The organism is Sphingopyxis microcysteis (genome assembly GCF_012274265.1).
Lineage (GTDB): Bacteria > Pseudomonadota > Alphaproteobacteria > Sphingomonadales > Sphingomonadaceae > Sphingopyxis > Sphingopyxis microcysteis.
On sequence record NZ_JAANYY010000005.1, the window covers coordinates 200,834 to 216,038 of the forward strand.

The 15,205-nt window shown below is 66.0% G+C and carries 16 protein-coding genes; 4 read left to right on the forward strand and 12 right to left on the reverse strand.

Annotation, left to right across the window (positions count from 1 at the left end):
- The first annotated feature begins 39 nt into the window (after positions 1-39).
- Together G9408_RS14820 and G9408_RS14825 are read left to right on the forward strand one after the other, a co-directional pair.
- Positions 40-327 (forward strand): hypothetical protein, encoded by a 288-nt coding sequence (locus G9408_RS14820; protein ID WP_168454734.1) that lies wholly within the window; start codon positions 40-42, stop codon positions 325-327.
- A 151-nt stretch (positions 328-478) separates the two neighbouring features.
- Positions 479-1,441, forward strand: a complete 963-nt coding sequence (locus G9408_RS14825) for a patatin-like phospholipase family protein (protein WP_168454735.1) — start codon at positions 479-481, stop codon at positions 1,439-1,441.
- A 177-nt stretch (positions 1,442-1,618) separates the two neighbouring features.
- Here the strand turns inward: G9408_RS14825 and G9408_RS14830 are convergent, their stop codons facing one another.
- The 9 genes from G9408_RS14830 to G9408_RS14870 all read right to left on the reverse strand — a co-directional run bounded on the left by G9408_RS14830 (position 1,619) and on the right by G9408_RS14870 (position 12,469).
- A complete protein-coding gene (locus G9408_RS14830; protein WP_168454736.1) occupies positions 1,619-4,408 on the reverse strand; it encodes a carboxypeptidase-like regulatory domain-containing protein in 2,790 nt (929 codons plus the stop codon).
- Between the two features lie 32 nt (positions 4,409-4,440).
- The gene (locus G9408_RS14835) at positions 4,441-5,271 is read right to left on the reverse strand and encodes a molecular chaperone (RefSeq protein ID WP_168454737.1); all 831 of its coding nucleotides are present in this window, start codon (positions 5,269-5,271) and stop codon (positions 4,441-4,443) included.
- Between the two features lie 198 nt (positions 5,272-5,469).
- A complete protein-coding gene (locus G9408_RS14840) occupies positions 5,470-5,967 on the reverse strand; it encodes a DUF4402 domain-containing protein (protein ID WP_120217664.1) in 498 nt (165 codons plus the stop codon).
- Between the two features lie 334 nt (positions 5,968-6,301).
- Positions 6,302-7,261 (reverse strand): ParB/RepB/Spo0J family partition protein, encoded by a 960-nt coding sequence (locus tag G9408_RS14845; RefSeq protein WP_168454738.1) that lies wholly within the window; start codon positions 7,259-7,261, stop codon positions 6,302-6,304.
- A complete protein-coding gene (locus G9408_RS14850; RefSeq protein ID WP_120217666.1) occupies positions 7,262-8,044 on the reverse strand; it encodes a ParA family protein in 783 nt (260 codons plus the stop codon).
- Complete coding sequence (rsmG, locus tag G9408_RS14855) at positions 8,041-8,700, reverse strand: 16S rRNA (guanine(527)-N(7))-methyltransferase RsmG (protein WP_328804479.1); 660 nt, start codon at positions 8,698-8,700, stop codon at positions 8,041-8,043. The genes G9408_RS14850 and rsmG overlap by 4 nt, the downstream gene beginning before the upstream one ends.
- Before the next feature lie 93 nt (positions 8,701-8,793).
- Complete coding sequence (mnmG, locus tag G9408_RS14860; protein WP_168454739.1) at positions 8,794-10,662, reverse strand: tRNA uridine-5-carboxymethylaminomethyl(34) synthesis enzyme MnmG; 1,869 nt, start codon at positions 10,660-10,662, stop codon at positions 8,794-8,796.
- 185 nt (positions 10,663-10,847) lie between these two features.
- The gene (gene mnmE / locus G9408_RS14865) at positions 10,848-12,164 is read right to left on the reverse strand and encodes a tRNA uridine-5-carboxymethylaminomethyl(34) synthesis GTPase MnmE (protein ID WP_168454740.1); all 1,317 of its coding nucleotides are present in this window, start codon (positions 12,162-12,164) and stop codon (positions 10,848-10,850) included.
- A gap of 11 nt (positions 12,165-12,175) precedes the next feature.
- Entirely contained in the window at positions 12,176-12,469 is a 294-nt protein-coding gene (locus G9408_RS14870; protein ID WP_168454741.1) for a DUF6489 family protein, read from the reverse strand.
- Positions 12,470-12,575: 106 nt separating this feature from the next.
- Between G9408_RS14870 and G9408_RS14875 the strand changes: the two genes are divergently transcribed.
- Positions 12,576-13,274 carry a dienelactone hydrolase family protein gene (locus G9408_RS14875; protein WP_168454742.1) on the forward strand — a complete coding sequence of 233 codons (699 nt, stop codon included), beginning with the start codon at positions 12,576-12,578 and terminating at the stop codon, positions 13,272-13,274.
- Positions 13,271-13,678, forward strand: a complete 408-nt coding sequence (locus G9408_RS14880) for a nuclear transport factor 2 family protein (RefSeq protein ID WP_168454743.1) — start codon at positions 13,271-13,273, stop codon at positions 13,676-13,678. The genes G9408_RS14875 and G9408_RS14880 overlap by 4 nt, the downstream gene beginning before the upstream one ends.
- A gap of 4 nt (positions 13,679-13,682) precedes the next feature.
- Here the strand turns inward: G9408_RS14880 and G9408_RS14885 are convergent, their stop codons facing one another.
- The 3 genes from G9408_RS14885 to G9408_RS14895 all read right to left on the reverse strand — a co-directional run bounded on the left by G9408_RS14885 (position 13,683) and on the right by G9408_RS14895 (position 15,200).
- Positions 13,683-14,084 (reverse strand): DUF1489 family protein, encoded by a 402-nt coding sequence (locus tag G9408_RS14885; RefSeq protein WP_168454744.1) that lies wholly within the window; start codon positions 14,082-14,084, stop codon positions 13,683-13,685.
- A gap of 103 nt (positions 14,085-14,187) precedes the next feature.
- Positions 14,188-14,913, reverse strand: a complete 726-nt coding sequence (locus G9408_RS14890) for a TerC family protein (protein WP_120217672.1) — start codon at positions 14,911-14,913, stop codon at positions 14,188-14,190.
- On the reverse strand, positions 14,910-15,200 hold the full coding sequence (locus tag G9408_RS14895; protein ID WP_168454745.1) for an antibiotic biosynthesis monooxygenase family protein: 291 nt from the start codon (positions 15,198-15,200) through the stop codon (positions 14,910-14,912). Before G9408_RS14895 ends, G9408_RS14890 begins: the two co-directional genes overlap by 4 nt.
- Positions 15,201-15,205: the final 5 nt, after the last annotated feature.

The following is a 15,205-nucleotide window of genomic DNA, read 5'->3' on the forward strand; positions in this document are numbered from 1 at the left end:
GATGGGGCCAGCGATCGACGCGTCGACGAAACGCGACCAATGCATCAATCCGCCACCCTCGCTTGGGTTTACGCGATATTGCGTAACGTCGAACCAGCTCTGCCCGCCGATCAGGTCGCGCACCTGCGCCAACCGCATCGCATCGTCAGGGTCCGGATAGTGAAATTGAAGGACGGCATCCTGCAGGCCAAGCAGGCTGAACGCGACGAGGACGAGCCACAGCAGCGCCGCGAAACCATCGGTCCCGATATCCGCCAAAAGCTGCCGCGCCATGCCAATCCGCTGCATTGCCCGCATCACCCCATCCATCGGCAACCACCCGCTTGAACTTCGCAGGCCAAAGACTGCATTCCGCTGTGACCAAACATGGCTAAAGACCGGTTAATTTCGCAGCGCGTTTCCCTCCGAAACGGACGTTCGCGGCTTGGGGCGCCGCCGGTCTTGCGGTAACGTCGGGGACATCAAGGAGGCCCACGGCATGGCAGGCGGTCTGGCAATCGTTTTGAGCGGCGGCGGCGCCAAGGGGGCGTTTCAGGTCGGTGTCGTCCACGAACTTGTCGTTAATCGCGGCGTCCGGCTCGATATCGTGGCGGGGGTGTCGACCGGCGCGATCCAGGCGCTGGGGGTCGCGCAGGATGATGTGCCGGGGCTGCTCGACGCCTGGCTCGCCATCCGCGGCAACGGCTCGATCTACAAGTCGCGTCCGCTCGGCGTCGTCGGCGGGCTGCTCGGCGAAGACGCGATCTACGACACCGCGCCGCTCAAGCGCCTGCTCAAGAATTTCGCCGACGATGCCAGGCTGCGCGCGAGCGGGCGCAAATTGCTGCTCGGCGTCGTCAATCTCGGGACCGGCACCTATCGCAGCATCGACGAGACCGTCCCCGGCATCCACAATTGGGTCTATGCCAGCTGCGCGATGCCCTTGTTCTTCGATCCGCTCAAGACGCGCGCGAGCGACGGGACCGAGGAGCAATGGGTCGACGGCGGGGTGCGCGACGTGACCCCGCTCAGCGCCGCGCTTGACATGAATCCGCGCGGGGTAATCGCGGTGCGCGCGTCACCCGCGCCGCGCCCCGGACCGGTGCGCACCTTCCCCAATTTGATCAAGATCGGGCTGCGCGCCGTCGACATCCTCCAGTCCGAAGTCTCGACAAATGACGTGGCGAACGCCGCCTTGATCAACGACCTGATCGCCGCGCGCGAAGCGCAGCTGCGCGCGCTGCAAAACGAAGGCATCGGCGGCGCGCAGGCGGCGCGGATCCTCCGCCCGCTCGACGTCCAGATCGCGCGCTACCGTTTCGCGCCGATCCGCATCATCGAGCCCGAGGAAGAAGTTTCCGAAACGCTCGAATTCGACCCGGCAAAGATCCGCGCCGCTATCGACGCGGGCCGCCGCGCCGTCGATCGCGAATGGGACGCGTTGGAGCCGCTTTTGAGTTGAGAGATGCGAACGGCCGTTTGCGACCGGAAGCAGCCGGTCAATCCAAGTCCCCGTTCGTGTCGAGCGAAGTCGAGATACGCGTGGCTTGGCGTGAGCCTTCGGCGTGTCTCGACTTCGCTCGACACGAACGGAGGTAGGAGACGGTCGGGAATCCACCCCAAAGCCGACAATGACCCTTTACACCCCCCCATCCCCCGCATCGGGCGGCCCCCGCGCGCCATTGCCCTCGCCCGTCACCGCTTCTTCCTGCGCCGCCACATCGCGCATCAGCGGCTTCAGCGCCAGCGTGCCCAGCCGCACCCGCGGCGTCCCCTTGCCCGGCACGGCGGCAACCGCAAAACCGCCGTCGATCCGAAGTGCCGCCGCCGACGCCTTGCCCGGCCGCACCGTGTAACGGCCGTAAGCGACGCCTTCGAACAGGAAATATCCGTCGAATTCGGTCAGCGTCGTCGCGCGTACCCGGCCTTCGGCATCGACGAGTTCGAGCGCCAGCCCCTCGATCGCATTGCCGCCGTCGCGGCGCAGCGCCCCCTCGATTTCGCCTGCGGCGACCATCGGCAAGCCCACCCGCGTTGCGACGCCGGGCCGCGGCGTCACCACGACGCCCGGCAGCGCAGGTTGCACATAAGGATCGGGCAGGCTGCCCGCGTCGATGCCGATCAGCACCGGGCGGAACGGCTCAAGCCCGTCGATCGTCCCCTGACCATCCTTGCCGGTCGCCTGCTCGACATAGGCGTGGCCTGCGGTCAGCGGCACGCCCGCCAGCGCCGCCTCGCTCGGCTGGTGGATGCCGTCGCCATTATCGTCCATCCAGACGTCGGCGATCACCTGGCCGCGGCTCGCCAGCTTTTCGCTCGACACGCGCCAGCCGCCGTTCGGCTTCGGTCCGAAGCTGAAGGCGAGCGACAGCGACGCGGCGACCGATCCGTCGCTTGCCACTTCGCCAAAACCGCTCAGCTGTAAGCGGTTGAAACGGCGCGTATATCCGGCACCGACGCGCGCTCGCTCCAGTCCGCGGTCATAGCCGAGCTCGGCGCGCCATTCGGCGTCACCCTTCCCGGCCCATTCGCCGATCAACGCCACCCGGGTATCGCTGCTGTCGCCGGACAGCGCAAAGCGCGCCTCGCCGCGGAGACGCACACGCCCGATGCGGGCATTGGCGAGCAGGGTGGCGGTCAGATTGTCGGGCGGGTCGGGGCCGACCGGTACCTTGGTGCGGCTCCAGTCGAGCTGGCCGGTAAAGGTCAGCGCCCGGAAACTCGCCGACGCCCGCGCGCTGGCCTCCAGGCTGGAAATTCCGGCGCGCCGATCGATCTGGCGAACGTCGAAATGAAGCGGCAGTACGGTCCGCCCCAGCTTGACCGACTGGTCGATCGAGATCGAATAGAGGCCATTGATATTGCTGAGAAAACGGTCGGAAACAAAGCCGTTCCAGCCGCGCATCGCATCGGCGCGAACATAGGTTTCGCCAAACGCCGCGAGCCAGCTCGCGCGCACCGCGCCGCCGCCCCCAAAGCCTTTAGGAGCATCCGCATAGCTGGCGCCGACCTCGAGCAAGGTCGGCCCGATCGAGCGGCGCAGCGCGGCCTCGGCATAATTGCGCCGCACATTCTCTATCAACAGGCTGTGCGCATAAGCGGCGACCGACGTGCGCGCATCGAGCCCGCGCTCGATGCCCAGCGTCCCGCGCCAGCCACGCCGGAACGGCCCACGCCCGCGCCCGCCAAATTCGATCAGGTCGGCGTTTTCCTGCGCAAATCCGGCCCAATACCAGGTCTGCTGGGGCGGAATCGAATCCATCCCCACCTGCACTTGCTTGATTTCGCGCCGGATTTGCCCCTGCGGACCATAGAGCACAATCTCGAAACGGTTCGCGCCATATTGCAGCGGCACGTCGAGAAATTCGTAGCGGCCGTCGCCATTGGGGCTGGTGAACGCCAGCAACTGGCCGTTGCGATACAATTCGGCATCCCACCCGGCGGGCAGGTCGCCGCGAAAATTCGTCTTGTCGAAGCTGTCGGGGCGCTCGATCGGACGGTTGGTGACCACCGCGCCCCGCCCCGGCGCCGACGACGCGACGATCCCGGTCGACAACAGGCTGACATCGCCCGCCGCATAATGCGTCGCCTTGAGCGGCCCGAGCAGCCGTCCCTCGGGATCGGTGCGATAGAGCCGCATCCGCAAGCTGTCGGGCACGCCCTCATTGTCCGACGACAGCCGCGCGTCGAAGCTCTGTTTCAGCACTTCGCCCGCGGCGAAAACCTCGTACCGGCCCTGGACGTAGGAGCCGCCGCGCTTGTCGGACACGAACCCCGCCGATGCGACGACATCGACCGAGGGTGTCGCCCAGCCCTGATAGGGCCGCGACGCCTGCGGCAGGCTGGCGAGGTCGAACCGCGCCGCGGGCCGGATGGCCGCCGCGCGCGCGCGCCGTTCGGCGGCGAGCTGGAACGGCAATTTGTCCTTGCTGTCGATGCGCAGCACGGCGTTCGACAGGTCGGCGACAATCGGCACCCCCAACCATGCGTTGAGACTGTCGAGATCGACGCACCAGCCTGCGGGGGTATCGCGGATCATCGTTGCGGAAAGCCGGAAACTCTGGCTACCCGCGCGCACTTCGCCCGCCTCGCGGTCGATCGTCAGGCTGCGTCGTTCGTCGAACACCCAGCCGGTTGCGCGGCGCAACTTCTTGTCAACGCGTACCGCCAGGTCGAGCGCAAGCACGACATCGGCGAGATCGACGCACACCCCCTGCGGCGTCTGATAGCCGCGCACCCCGTCGCCCAGCCGATATTGGCCCGACCGCATGTCAAATAGCCAGCTGTCGTCCTCGTTCGGCGCCCACCCGTCGCTCGCCAAGGAAACCGGCGCTTTATCAACGGCCTCAGCGCCGGTGGGAACCAGTCCCACCAGCGCGAGCCCGGCCAGGATCGCCGGTTTCCATCGGGTCAGCGCCGCGCGGATCACGGCTGTTCGGCTTTCGCCCCGCCCTTACGCCGTCACTTCACCACCCGTTCGGCCTCGTCGATCGTCCCGCCGCCAATGTCGCGGTCCTCGCTGTAGCGGATGCGCACCGGCCCCTTGAGCCGGGCGGCGAGTTCGGGCGGCACGCGCAGCGAGACCTCGCGCGCGCCCACCTCGGGATAGACGGCGATGCCGCGCGCCACCAGCAATGGCTCGCTGACCCCCGGCCGCGTCACTTCGATATCGCCATAGACCGACCGGTTGCCCGTACGCGTCAGTCCGAAATTGAACGCGGGGCCGTCGGGCGTGTCGCCCACCCACGCCTCGCCGATCGTCGCTTCGGCGCCAAGGTTACCGACGCGGATGATGACCGGGATCGTAATACCATAGATCGGGATGAGCGCGATCGAGACGCCGTTGCCCGCGGGCTTGGCCGGATCGGCGGCGACCGCGGGCGCCGCATCGGGAACCGCGCGGAACAGCATGTGCGCGCGATATTCGCCCGGCGGCGTGCCTTCGGGAATGCGCACCCCGACGCGGATCACTTGCGGCTGGTTGGGCGGCAGCGTGACGCGGCGCGGGCTGAAGGCGATCATGTCGAGCGCCAGCCGCTCGGCGGGGGTGACGTCCGCCTCGGCAATCTCGTCGAGCCCGCCCGCGGCGGTCATCCGCTTGATCTCGAGACTGATACGATAGGTCGCCGGTTCGGAACCGATATTGTTCAGCACCACCTCGGTGCCGCGCGAACCGTCGAGGACGACGCGCGTCGGCGCGACGAGCAGGTCCCCCGCCGCCTGGGCGGGCGTCGCGACCGAGCCAAGCAAAAATACGGAAAGCAGGCCGAAGCCCTTGAAAAAGCGCAACATCGATACGATCCCCACAATCGTTTGTCCGGAAAGGCCCACACCTCTCCGCTGGTCGCACCCTGCCTGCGCCAACATGGTTGATATTTCGCTAACCATGTCCGTTGCTTGCGCATCGCGCATGAAAAAGGGGTCGCCGGACCTGCGCCCGGCGACCCCTTGTCTGGCTGGCGGGCCATTAAGCCCGCCATACCCCCCACCTTATTGATAGTTGGCGGTGACGTTGAACGTCCCGGTATAGTCGCCCGCGGTCTGGTTGGCGCCGACGCTCAGCGTGCCGCCGACCTGGAAATTGCCGCCGGTCGCGCCGAGCGTGATGTTCGGGACCGAATAGGTCAGCGACGACGTCATCGTGCCGCCCAGCGACCCGTTGAGCGTGACGCTCGGGTCGCCGCCGACGAGCACGACCGCGCCGTCGGTGCCCTGCACGTCAAAGTTGGCAGCGGTCGTGGTGCCGGTGCAGGTCAGGCCCGCGCCGCAGGTGCGGGCGCCCGCCGTGCTGACCTGAACGGTCGAAGCGGTGGCGCCGCTGATGATCGTGGCATATTGCAGGGCGCTGGTGTTGGTCAGCGTGATCTGACGCAGGATCTTGGCGGTGGCCGTTGCCGTTGCCGAAGCCGCATGCGCCGCCGGGGCGTTCAGGGCGAGGGCAGCAATCGCGGCGCCGACGACGGCGCGCTTCATTCCAAATTTGCGCATATGTTTGGTCCCTTAATTCGAAAACTGATTGTCGAAACGCGAATGGATATCCCACCCCATTCGCCGACCTCTTTAGCGGGCGACAGGTTCAGCTTTTGCCAGCAAGCTTGGTTAACAGCGCAGTAGGAATTGGCTCGCCTTACCCTTGGTAAGCGAGATAAATCAGGGGCTTATCCTGATATCGAGCGGGTCATCGGAACCTTCCGCCCTGCTTTAACGGCCCGGAGTGGCACAAATTTAGCGCGGTGGAGAGAATCGAATATCGGGACAAGACCGCGCCTGATTCGCACCACCTATTCGTCATCCCGGCAAAGGCCGGGATGACGGGCAAGCTTCAGATCCCCTCGCCGCTCAGCCGCTGGCAAATCATGTCAAGCTGATCGAGCGAGGCGAATTTCAGGGTCAGATGACCCTTGCCGCCGCCACCATATTGGATCGCAACCCCGATCCCGAGCAGCTCGGACAAGTGACGCTCGACCGCGACGATATCAGGATCGCGCCCGACCCCGTCCATGCTCTTATATTCCAGCGGCGCCTTCCGTCCGCCGCCCTTGCCGTCGCGCACCAGCGCCTCGACCGCGCGCACCGACAGCCCTTCCTTGACGATCCGCCGCGCGATCGCTTCGGCATCGGCAGCGCCGATCAGCGCGCGCGCATGCCCCATCGCCAGCGATCCGTCACCGACCAGCGCCTGCACCACGTCGGGCAGGTCGAGCAGCCGCATCAGATTGGCGACATGGCTGCGCGACTTGCCGACCAGCTTTGCCAGCGCCTCCTGATTATGTCCGAAATCGTCGATCAGGCGGCGATAGGCGCCAGCCTCTTCGATCGCGTTCAGGTCCTGCCGCTGAATATTCTCGACCAGCGCAATCTCATAGGTCGCGGCGTCGTCGAGCTCGCGGATCAGCGCGGGTATCTGGTGCAGTCCGGCGCGCTGCGCCGCGCGCCAGCGGCGCTCACCCGCAACGAGCTGATATCCCTCGCCATCGGGTGACCGGCGGACGATGATCGGCTGGAGCAATCCGCGGAGCCCGATCGAATCGGCGAGTTCGGCGATCGCCGCCTCGTCGAAATGGCGCCGCGGCTGGCCGGGCAACGGGCGAATCGACCCCAGCGGGACATGCTGTACCGCATCGCCCGAAGCCGTCGGCGCGGCCTTTGCGGCACTCCCCGCCGTCGCCAGCACCGGCGCTTCGGCGGCGACATCGCCGAACAGCGCGTTCAGCCCGCGCCCCAGCCCCGAGGGGCGCTTGCGCGCCGGAGAAGAAGGATTTTCATCTTTATAATCAGACATTTATGCAGCCTTGCGGACGTTGGGCAGGCGATCGATCAGCTCGCGCGCCAGCGCGATATACGCCGCCGACCCGGCGCAGCGATGATCATAGATCAGCGCCGGAAGGCCGTGACTCGGCGCTTCGGACAGGCGGACGTTGCGCGGAATGACGGTTTGAAACACCACCGGCCCCAGCACTTCGCGAACGTCGTCCGAAACCTGGTCGGTCAACCGGTTGCGGCGATCGAACATCGTCAGCGCGACCCCCAAAATCGACAGCTTCTGGTTGAAGCGCTCGCGCACCCGCTCGACCGTGGTGAGCAGCTGGCTCAGCCCCTCGAGCGCAAAAAACTCGCACTGCAGCGGCACGATCAGCGATTCGGCAGCGATCAGCGCGTTGAGCGTCAACATGCCCAGCGATGGCGGGCAATCGATCAGGCAGATGTCCCATTGGCCCGCCTCGGCACCGGTCAGCGCCTGTTCGAGCCGGTGGAGCCGATCGGCAAATTCAATGAGCTCGATCTCGGCGCCCGACAGGTCGACCGTTGCCGGAACGATGTCCAGCCGCGGCACCGCCGTCGGCACCGCGCAATCGGCGAGCGGCGCATCGCCGCGCAGCAATTCATAGCTCGAATATTCGCGCTGCGCCTGCTTGATCCCGAGCCCGGTCGAAGCATTGCCTTGCGGATCGAGGTCGATGATCAGCGTTCGCCAGCCCGTCGCCGCAAGCGCGGTCGCCAGGTTGATCGCCGTCGTCGTCTTGCCAACCCCGCCCTTCTGGTTCGCCACGGCAATGCGGATCATGCTTTTCCTCGCTGTTTTGCCGGGATTTTCCCGACACCGACCAGAATCTGGCTGTCGGCGTCAGTACGGCTTTGTTCCACGTGAAACAGATTCTGCCACGGCTGCGGCAACAACGCCAGTTCCTTAACTGCGTTTCGCCCCTTTGGCAGCAGCCAGTGCGTCGATTCGGTGGAAAAACGCGCGGATAAGTCGATGAGCCGATCAAGCGGCGCGAACGCCCGCGCGCTGATCGTCTCCGCGGGCCGCGTTGCGACCCGCTCGAGCGGCGCTTCGGCGACCTCGACATGATCCAGCCCCAGCTCGGTGACCACCGCACGCAGGAAATCGCAGCGCCGCCGACGCGATTCGACGAGCAGCATCGGCCGCTCCGACAGGATCGCGACGACCAGCCCGGGCAACCCCGGCCCGCTCCCCAGGTCGATCCAAAGCCCCTGACCGCCCCTGTCGAGCGTCAACAATTGCGCGCTGTCGGCGATGTGCCGCACCCAGAGCGTCGGAATCGTCGACGCGGCGATCAGATTCTGCCGATCATTCTCGGCCACCAGCAGCGCCGCAAAACGCTCCAGCCGCGCCCATTGCTCCGCCGTGGGCGCGAACGCCCGATCCAGCCAGTCGCGCGCAGCGCCTTCATCATGCAATAGCTCGGCGTCCGCCACTGTCGTTCTTTCACCTTCCCCGCAACGCGGGCTTATCCTTCTTTGCGCCTTCGCGCCTTTGCGTGAGATTGTCGAAAACACGCCGACTCGAAATCAAGCCGCCCGCCGCCGACTATGCACTAGGATCGCGGTGAGCGCGGCGGGCGTCACCCCATCGATCCGCCCCGCCTGCCCCAGCGTTTCGGGCCGCGCCTTGGTCAGCCGTTCGACCATCTCGCGCGACAGTCCGCCGATCGCGGCATAGTCGAGCGCCGCGTCGAGCAATATCGCCTCATTCGCCGCCAAGGACCGCAATTCGGCGTCCTGCCGCGCGATATAGGGTGCATAATGGGCATCCTCGGCGACCTCCGACAGAATTGCGGGGTCGATAGCATCGAGTTCGGGCGCAAGCCGCGCGAGCCGCGCCATCGTTATCTCGGGATAGCGTAGCAGGTCGATCCGCTTGCGCGCGATCCCGTCGCCGGGCAGCGTCAGCTCGACCGAGGCATAGTCGGCGGTGCTCACCACGACATCGAGCAAAGCTTCGGCCCGCGCCCGCTCGGCCATCCGCGCCGCGAACAGCGCCGCGGTCGCCGGACGCACCAGCCCCAATTCGATCCCTTTCGGCGTCAGCCGTGTCGCGGCATTGTCGGCGCGGAGCCGCAGCCGATATTCGGCGCGCGCGGTCAGCATCCGATACGGCTCCGTCACTCCCTGCAAGACCAAATCGTCGACCATCACGCCGATGTATGATTCGCTTCGATCGAGGACCAGCGGATCGCGCCCCTGAACGCTGAGCGCCGCATTGGCCCCCGCGACCAGCCCCTGTGCCGCAGCTTCCTCATATCCGGTCGTGCCGTTGATTTGGCCCGCGCACCAGACGCCGGGCATCGCGCGCACTTGCAATGTCCGGTCGAGCGCGCGCGGATCGATATGATCATATTCGACCGCATAGCCCGGCACGACCATCTCGACCGATTCCAGCCCGTCCATCGTCCGCAGCATCGCGAGCTGGACATCGGCCGGCAGCGAGGTCGAAATCCCGTTCGGATAGACAAGGTGCGTGTCGAGCCCCTCGGGCTCCAGGAAAACCTGATGCCCGTCGCGGTCGGCGAAGCGGTGGATCTTGTCCTCGATCGACGGGCAGTAGCGCGGTCCCGCTGCGCCGATCGCGCCGGTGAATAGCGGCGAGCGATCGAGGTTCGCCGCGATAATCGCATGCGACTCGCTGTTCGTGCGCGTGATCGCGCAGAAAATCTGCGGTACCGTGCGTTTCCTGTTCCACGTGGAACAGGTCCAGCTTGCCCGTTCGGCGCTGTCCGACGGCTGCTCGCCGAGCCGCGCCCAATCGATCGTGCGTCCATCGAGCCGTGGCGGCGTCCCCGTCTTGAGCCGCGCCATCGGCAGGTCGGCGGCGCGCAACTGGTCGGAAAGCCGGTGTGCGCCAGCTTCGCCGATGCGCCCCCCCTCCATGCGCTCCTCGCCGCGGAACAATTTTCCACCGAGGAATGTGCCCGTTGCGAGCACGACTGCGCTCGCGGTCAGCGCCGGGCCATCAGCAAGCTCGAGCCCCTCGACGCACCCTGCGTTCGACAATCGCAGCGCTGCCGCTTCGCCGGCAACCACCGTGATGCCCTTCTCCGCGGCAAGCAAAGTCTGGATCGCGTCGCGATATAATTTGCGGTCGGCCTGGATCCGCGGCCCCTGCACCGCGGCACCCTTCGACGCGTTGAGCATCCGATAATGGATCGCCGCCGCGTCGGCAGCGCGCGCCATCCAGCCGTCGAGCGCGTCGACCTCGCGCATCAGATGTCCCTTGCCCAGCCCGCCGATCGCGGGGTTGCACGACATCGTCCCGATCAGCGCCGGATCGAAACTGACGAGCGCGACGCGCGCGCCAAGCCGCGCCGCGGCCGCGGCGGCCTCGGTCCCGGCATGCCCGCCGCCAACGACGATGACATCGAAAATCGCTGAATTCTGCATGATTGTGGAGCGCATAGCCGAAACCGCCGCTCGAATCCATCAGCGCGTAGGTCATGAAATATCTCACACAAAGACACAAAGATGGCGCGTCCGCCAGCAGGCCTACACCCCGTCTTTGTAGGTTCGTGTGAGACGAAATGGGGCTTACGTCCGCCGTCTCCGGAACTGTCGTTTCACGTGGAACATCATTTGCCGATGCAGAAACGCCCAAACAGCGTGTCGAGCATGTCCTCGACCCCCGCGCGTCCGGTGATCCGGTCGAGCGCTGTCGCCGCGAGGCGCATCCGTTCGGCGAGCAGGATCAGGTCGCCCGCCTCGCGCGACCCGGATTCAATATCAAGACATTGTTTTGCTTCGGAAAGTGCCGCACGCTGACGCTGGCGCAGCGCCGCTTCGCCTTCGCGCGGCAACAATGTCCGCGCCATCTCGACGATCATGCGATGCAGCTTGTCCATCCCCTCGCCCGTCGCCGCCGACAGCGTCAGGTCGCACCGCGCCGCTTCGGCTTCGGCGGCGGCATCACCCTTCCAGCGATCGGCTTGCGCTGCGATCAGGATCGCGCGCGGATGGTCGGGCGCTGCCTTCGGCGAGCCAAGCCAGAGCAATATATCGGCGGCGTCGATCGCCGCCTTCGCACGGTCGATTCCGATCGTCTCGATCGCATCGGCGCCTTCGCCGCGAATCCCGGCGGTATCCGAAAAGCGCATCGCGATGCCGTCGAGCGCCAGCGGCGTTTCGATCACATCGCGCGTCGTTCCCGCCACGGGCGATACGATCGCGAGTTCCCTTTGCACCAAGGCATTGATTAAAGTTGATTTTCCGGCATTTGGTGGCCCCGCGATCACCACCGACAACCCTTCCGAGATCACCTCGGCCGCGGGCCGCGCCAGCCATTCGTCCAGCTCGCCCGCCAAAGCTGCCATCCCCGCAATCAAGCGCTGCACAACAACTTCGCCAACTTCGACATCATCTTCGTCGGCAAAATTGAGCTCGGCCTCGGCGCCCGCCATCAGCGTCAGCAGCCGCTCCTGCCACCCCGCGACGGCCCGCGACACATGTCCGCTGGCCATGCCCAAAGCCTGCACCCGCTGGCTTTCGGTCTCAGCCGCGAGCAGATCGGCCAGCCCCTCGGCCTCGGCGAGGTCGATCCGGCCATTGTCGAAGGCGCGCCGGGTAAACTCGCCCGGCTCGGCGCGCCGCAGCCCGGACATCGCGCCCAGCGCTGCCTCGACCGCCGCGACGACCGCACGCCCGCCATGCAGATGCAATTCGGCAAGATCCTCGCCCGTCGCCGTCGCCGGCCCCGGAAACCACAGGACAAGCGCCCGGTCGAGCGGGGCACCTTCCCCGTCGCTGAGCTCCACCAGCGACGCGCGACGCGGCGCGGGCAAGCGTCCCGCCAGCGCCTGCAGCGCCGCTGCGGCGTGGGGCCCGCTGACGCGCACGACACCGATCGCCGCCGGCGGCATCCCGCTCGACAGCGCAAAGATCGTGTTGGTCACCTGGCTTTGGTTCAGCTCTTGCGCCCCTTGGCGGGCTTGTCGTCGCCGCTTTCGCCGGCCGACTTCGATCCGCCCATCAATCCGCCACCGAACTGGCCGAGCAGCGACTGGACAAGCTCGAGGCCGCTGCCACCCATCGGCACCCAGGTCTTGACCATCGATTGCACCATGTCGGGCGTGATCCCCTTCGCCATCAATTCCTTGACGCGCGAAAGATAGATGTCGTGCAGCGGTTCGAGGTCGGGAAGCCCGAACAGGCGCCGCGCCTCTTCGGGGGTGCAATCGATCTCGATATTGAACTTCATCGCCTGTCTCCGCCCCGAAATGCCGGTTAGCCGCTTGAGCCATGCTCGCGGCCCCGCTAGCTTCGCGCTTTCACAGCAAAGAAGCAAGAGACAGGAGAGCTCCCATATGGCCGCGACCAACATCACCATCCCCGCGCTCGATGGGACCAACGCTATTCCCGCCTATGTCGCGCGTCCCGACGCCGACGGGTCGCGCGCGATCATCGTCATCCCCGAAATCTTCGGTGTGAACGCCGGGATCCGCGAAAAATGCGACGACTGGGCGGCGCAGGGCTATCTTGCGATCGCCCCCGACCTGTTCTGGCGTTTTGCTCCCGGGGTCGAGCTGGACCCCGATGTCGAGGCCGAATTGCAGGAAGCTTTCGGCTATTTCGGTCAATATGATGCCGACGACGGGGTCAAGGACATCGAGGCGGCGATCCGCTGGCTTCACGCCCAGGGCGCCGCCAAGGTCGGCTGCGTCGGCTTCTGCCTTGGCGGACGGCTGGCCTATATGGCGGCGGCGCGCACCGACATCAGCGCATCGGTCGGCTATTATGGCGTGATGATCGACCAGATGCTGAACGAAAGCCACGCGATCGCGCATCCGCTGATGCTGCATATTCCCACCAGCGATCATCTCGTCGGGCCGGAAGCGCAGGCCAAGATGCACGAAGGGCTCGACCCGCATCCCAAGGTCACGCTCCACAACTATCCCGGGCTCGACCACGGCTTTGCCGCGACGAGCGGGAACCGCCGCGATGAAGCGGGCGCCCAGCTTGCCGATGGCCGCACCAAGGCCTTTTTCGCCGAGCATCTGGCATGAACGGCGGCGGAACGGCCCACGCGGGCGTGGCGGCCTGGCACGCCTATATGAATGGCGGCGGCGATCCGCAGGCGCTGCGCGACATGCTCGCCGCCGATGCCGTGTTCCACTCGCCCGTCGTCCACACCGCGCAGGAAGGGCGCGACAAGGTCTTTGCTTACCTTCATGCGGCGAGCCATGTGCTCGGCGGTGACGACTTCCGTTACGAACGCGAAATCATCGATGGCGATCAGGCGATGCTGGAGTTTGCGACGACGCTCGACGGCATCCACATCAACGGCGTCGACATCATCCGTTGGAATGGCGACGGAAAAATATCCGATTTCAAGGTGATGGTCCGTCCGCTCAAGGCGATCAACAAGGTGTGGGAGAAGATGGGCGCGATGCTCGCCGCGCAAGGATGACGCGCTAGATCAGCATCAGCGCGGCGAGTTCGCGGTAGAGGTGCGTCGGCAGGTCTGCGGCGCCATCCCGATCCGCCATGCCCCTGGGCGCATCCTCATCGGCGAGATAGCGCCACCCCTGATGCGCGCGCTTGGGCAGCGGCGGCAGGATTTCCAGATCGTCCGAACAGACGATATCGACCCGGCCATCCTTGCGATCGTCGAAGCGCAAGATCCGTTGCCGCGCGACGATCCGGTGCTTGATGATCCAGTGCAGATAGCCACCGACCAGCTCGTCCATCCGCTTCGGCCGCATCCGTGTCGGTACGCGCAATTCGCCTTCGCTCGCCCGCGCCGCGACCCGGCGCGCAAAGGTTTCGACCTGCGCACAGCCGACCGCAACCTTGGTGAGATGAAGCAACGCCATCGGCAATAAATGGGGCGGCGACGGCGAAAACCAAGTCGTTTGGGGCAGAGCCTGTCGCGCGACCGGCCGCAGCCGGCCGCGCGAACATTTACCCGGGCTTGGTTTAGCCAAGCAGCGTCCCGAGCCCGACCGACGGGTCGACCCAGCCGTCGTAGATCATCTTGACCGCGACATAGACGATGACCGCGAGACCGATGTAGGCGATCCAGCGATAACGCTCGATATATTTGGCGATGATGTTCGCCGCGAGGCCCATCAGCGCGACCGCAACGATCAGGCCGACGATCATGATCCCCGGATGATCGCGCGCCGCCCCGGCGACCGCGAGCACATTGTCGAGGCTCATGCTGACGTCGGCGATGGCGACTGCCCAGGCGGCACCGGCGAAGCTCTTGGCAGGCTTCAGCCCCGAATGTTCGTCGCCGACAATTTCGGGCGAACCGGCCGAATGCGCGCCATCGCGCAATTCGCGCCACATTTTCCAGGCCACCCAGGCGAGCAGCAGGCCGCCGATGAAGATCAGCCCGACAATCTGCAGCAGCTGGGTGACGACCAGCGCAAAGGCGATGCGCAAGACGAGCGCGGCGAGGACGCCGATCAGGATCACCTTGCGGCGCTGTTCGGGCGGCAGGCCCGCGGCGAGCGCGCCGACGACGATCGCATTGTCGCCCGCCAGCACGAGGTCGATCAGCAACACCTGCAAAAACGCCGCCATTGCGGCGGGTTCGGTGATGTTCGAGAAATCATTGACGATATGGCCCCAGATCTCGCTGGGGCCACCAAAGCCCTGTGCGGCCGTGGTGGCGGCGGTCAACAAAAGGTCAATCACACAGGCTCTCCGAAATAAAGCACGACCGGCATCGGGTCATAAAAGGGATGCAACAGCGCCCGCCACTGCTCATATCGTTCGGAGCGGCGGAAACCATCGCGATGGTCTTCCATGCGGTCCCAATGCACGATCAGCAAGTAGGTTTCCATCGCTTCGCACCCACGCCGCACTTCCATGCCCAAAAAACCGGGCGAGGCGGCGATCAGTGGGCGGGCGGAGGCAAGGGCGCGTTCGAAAGCGGCGCCCTGCCCGGGCCGAACCTGCAACAAGGCCTGTTCGACGATCATCCCGC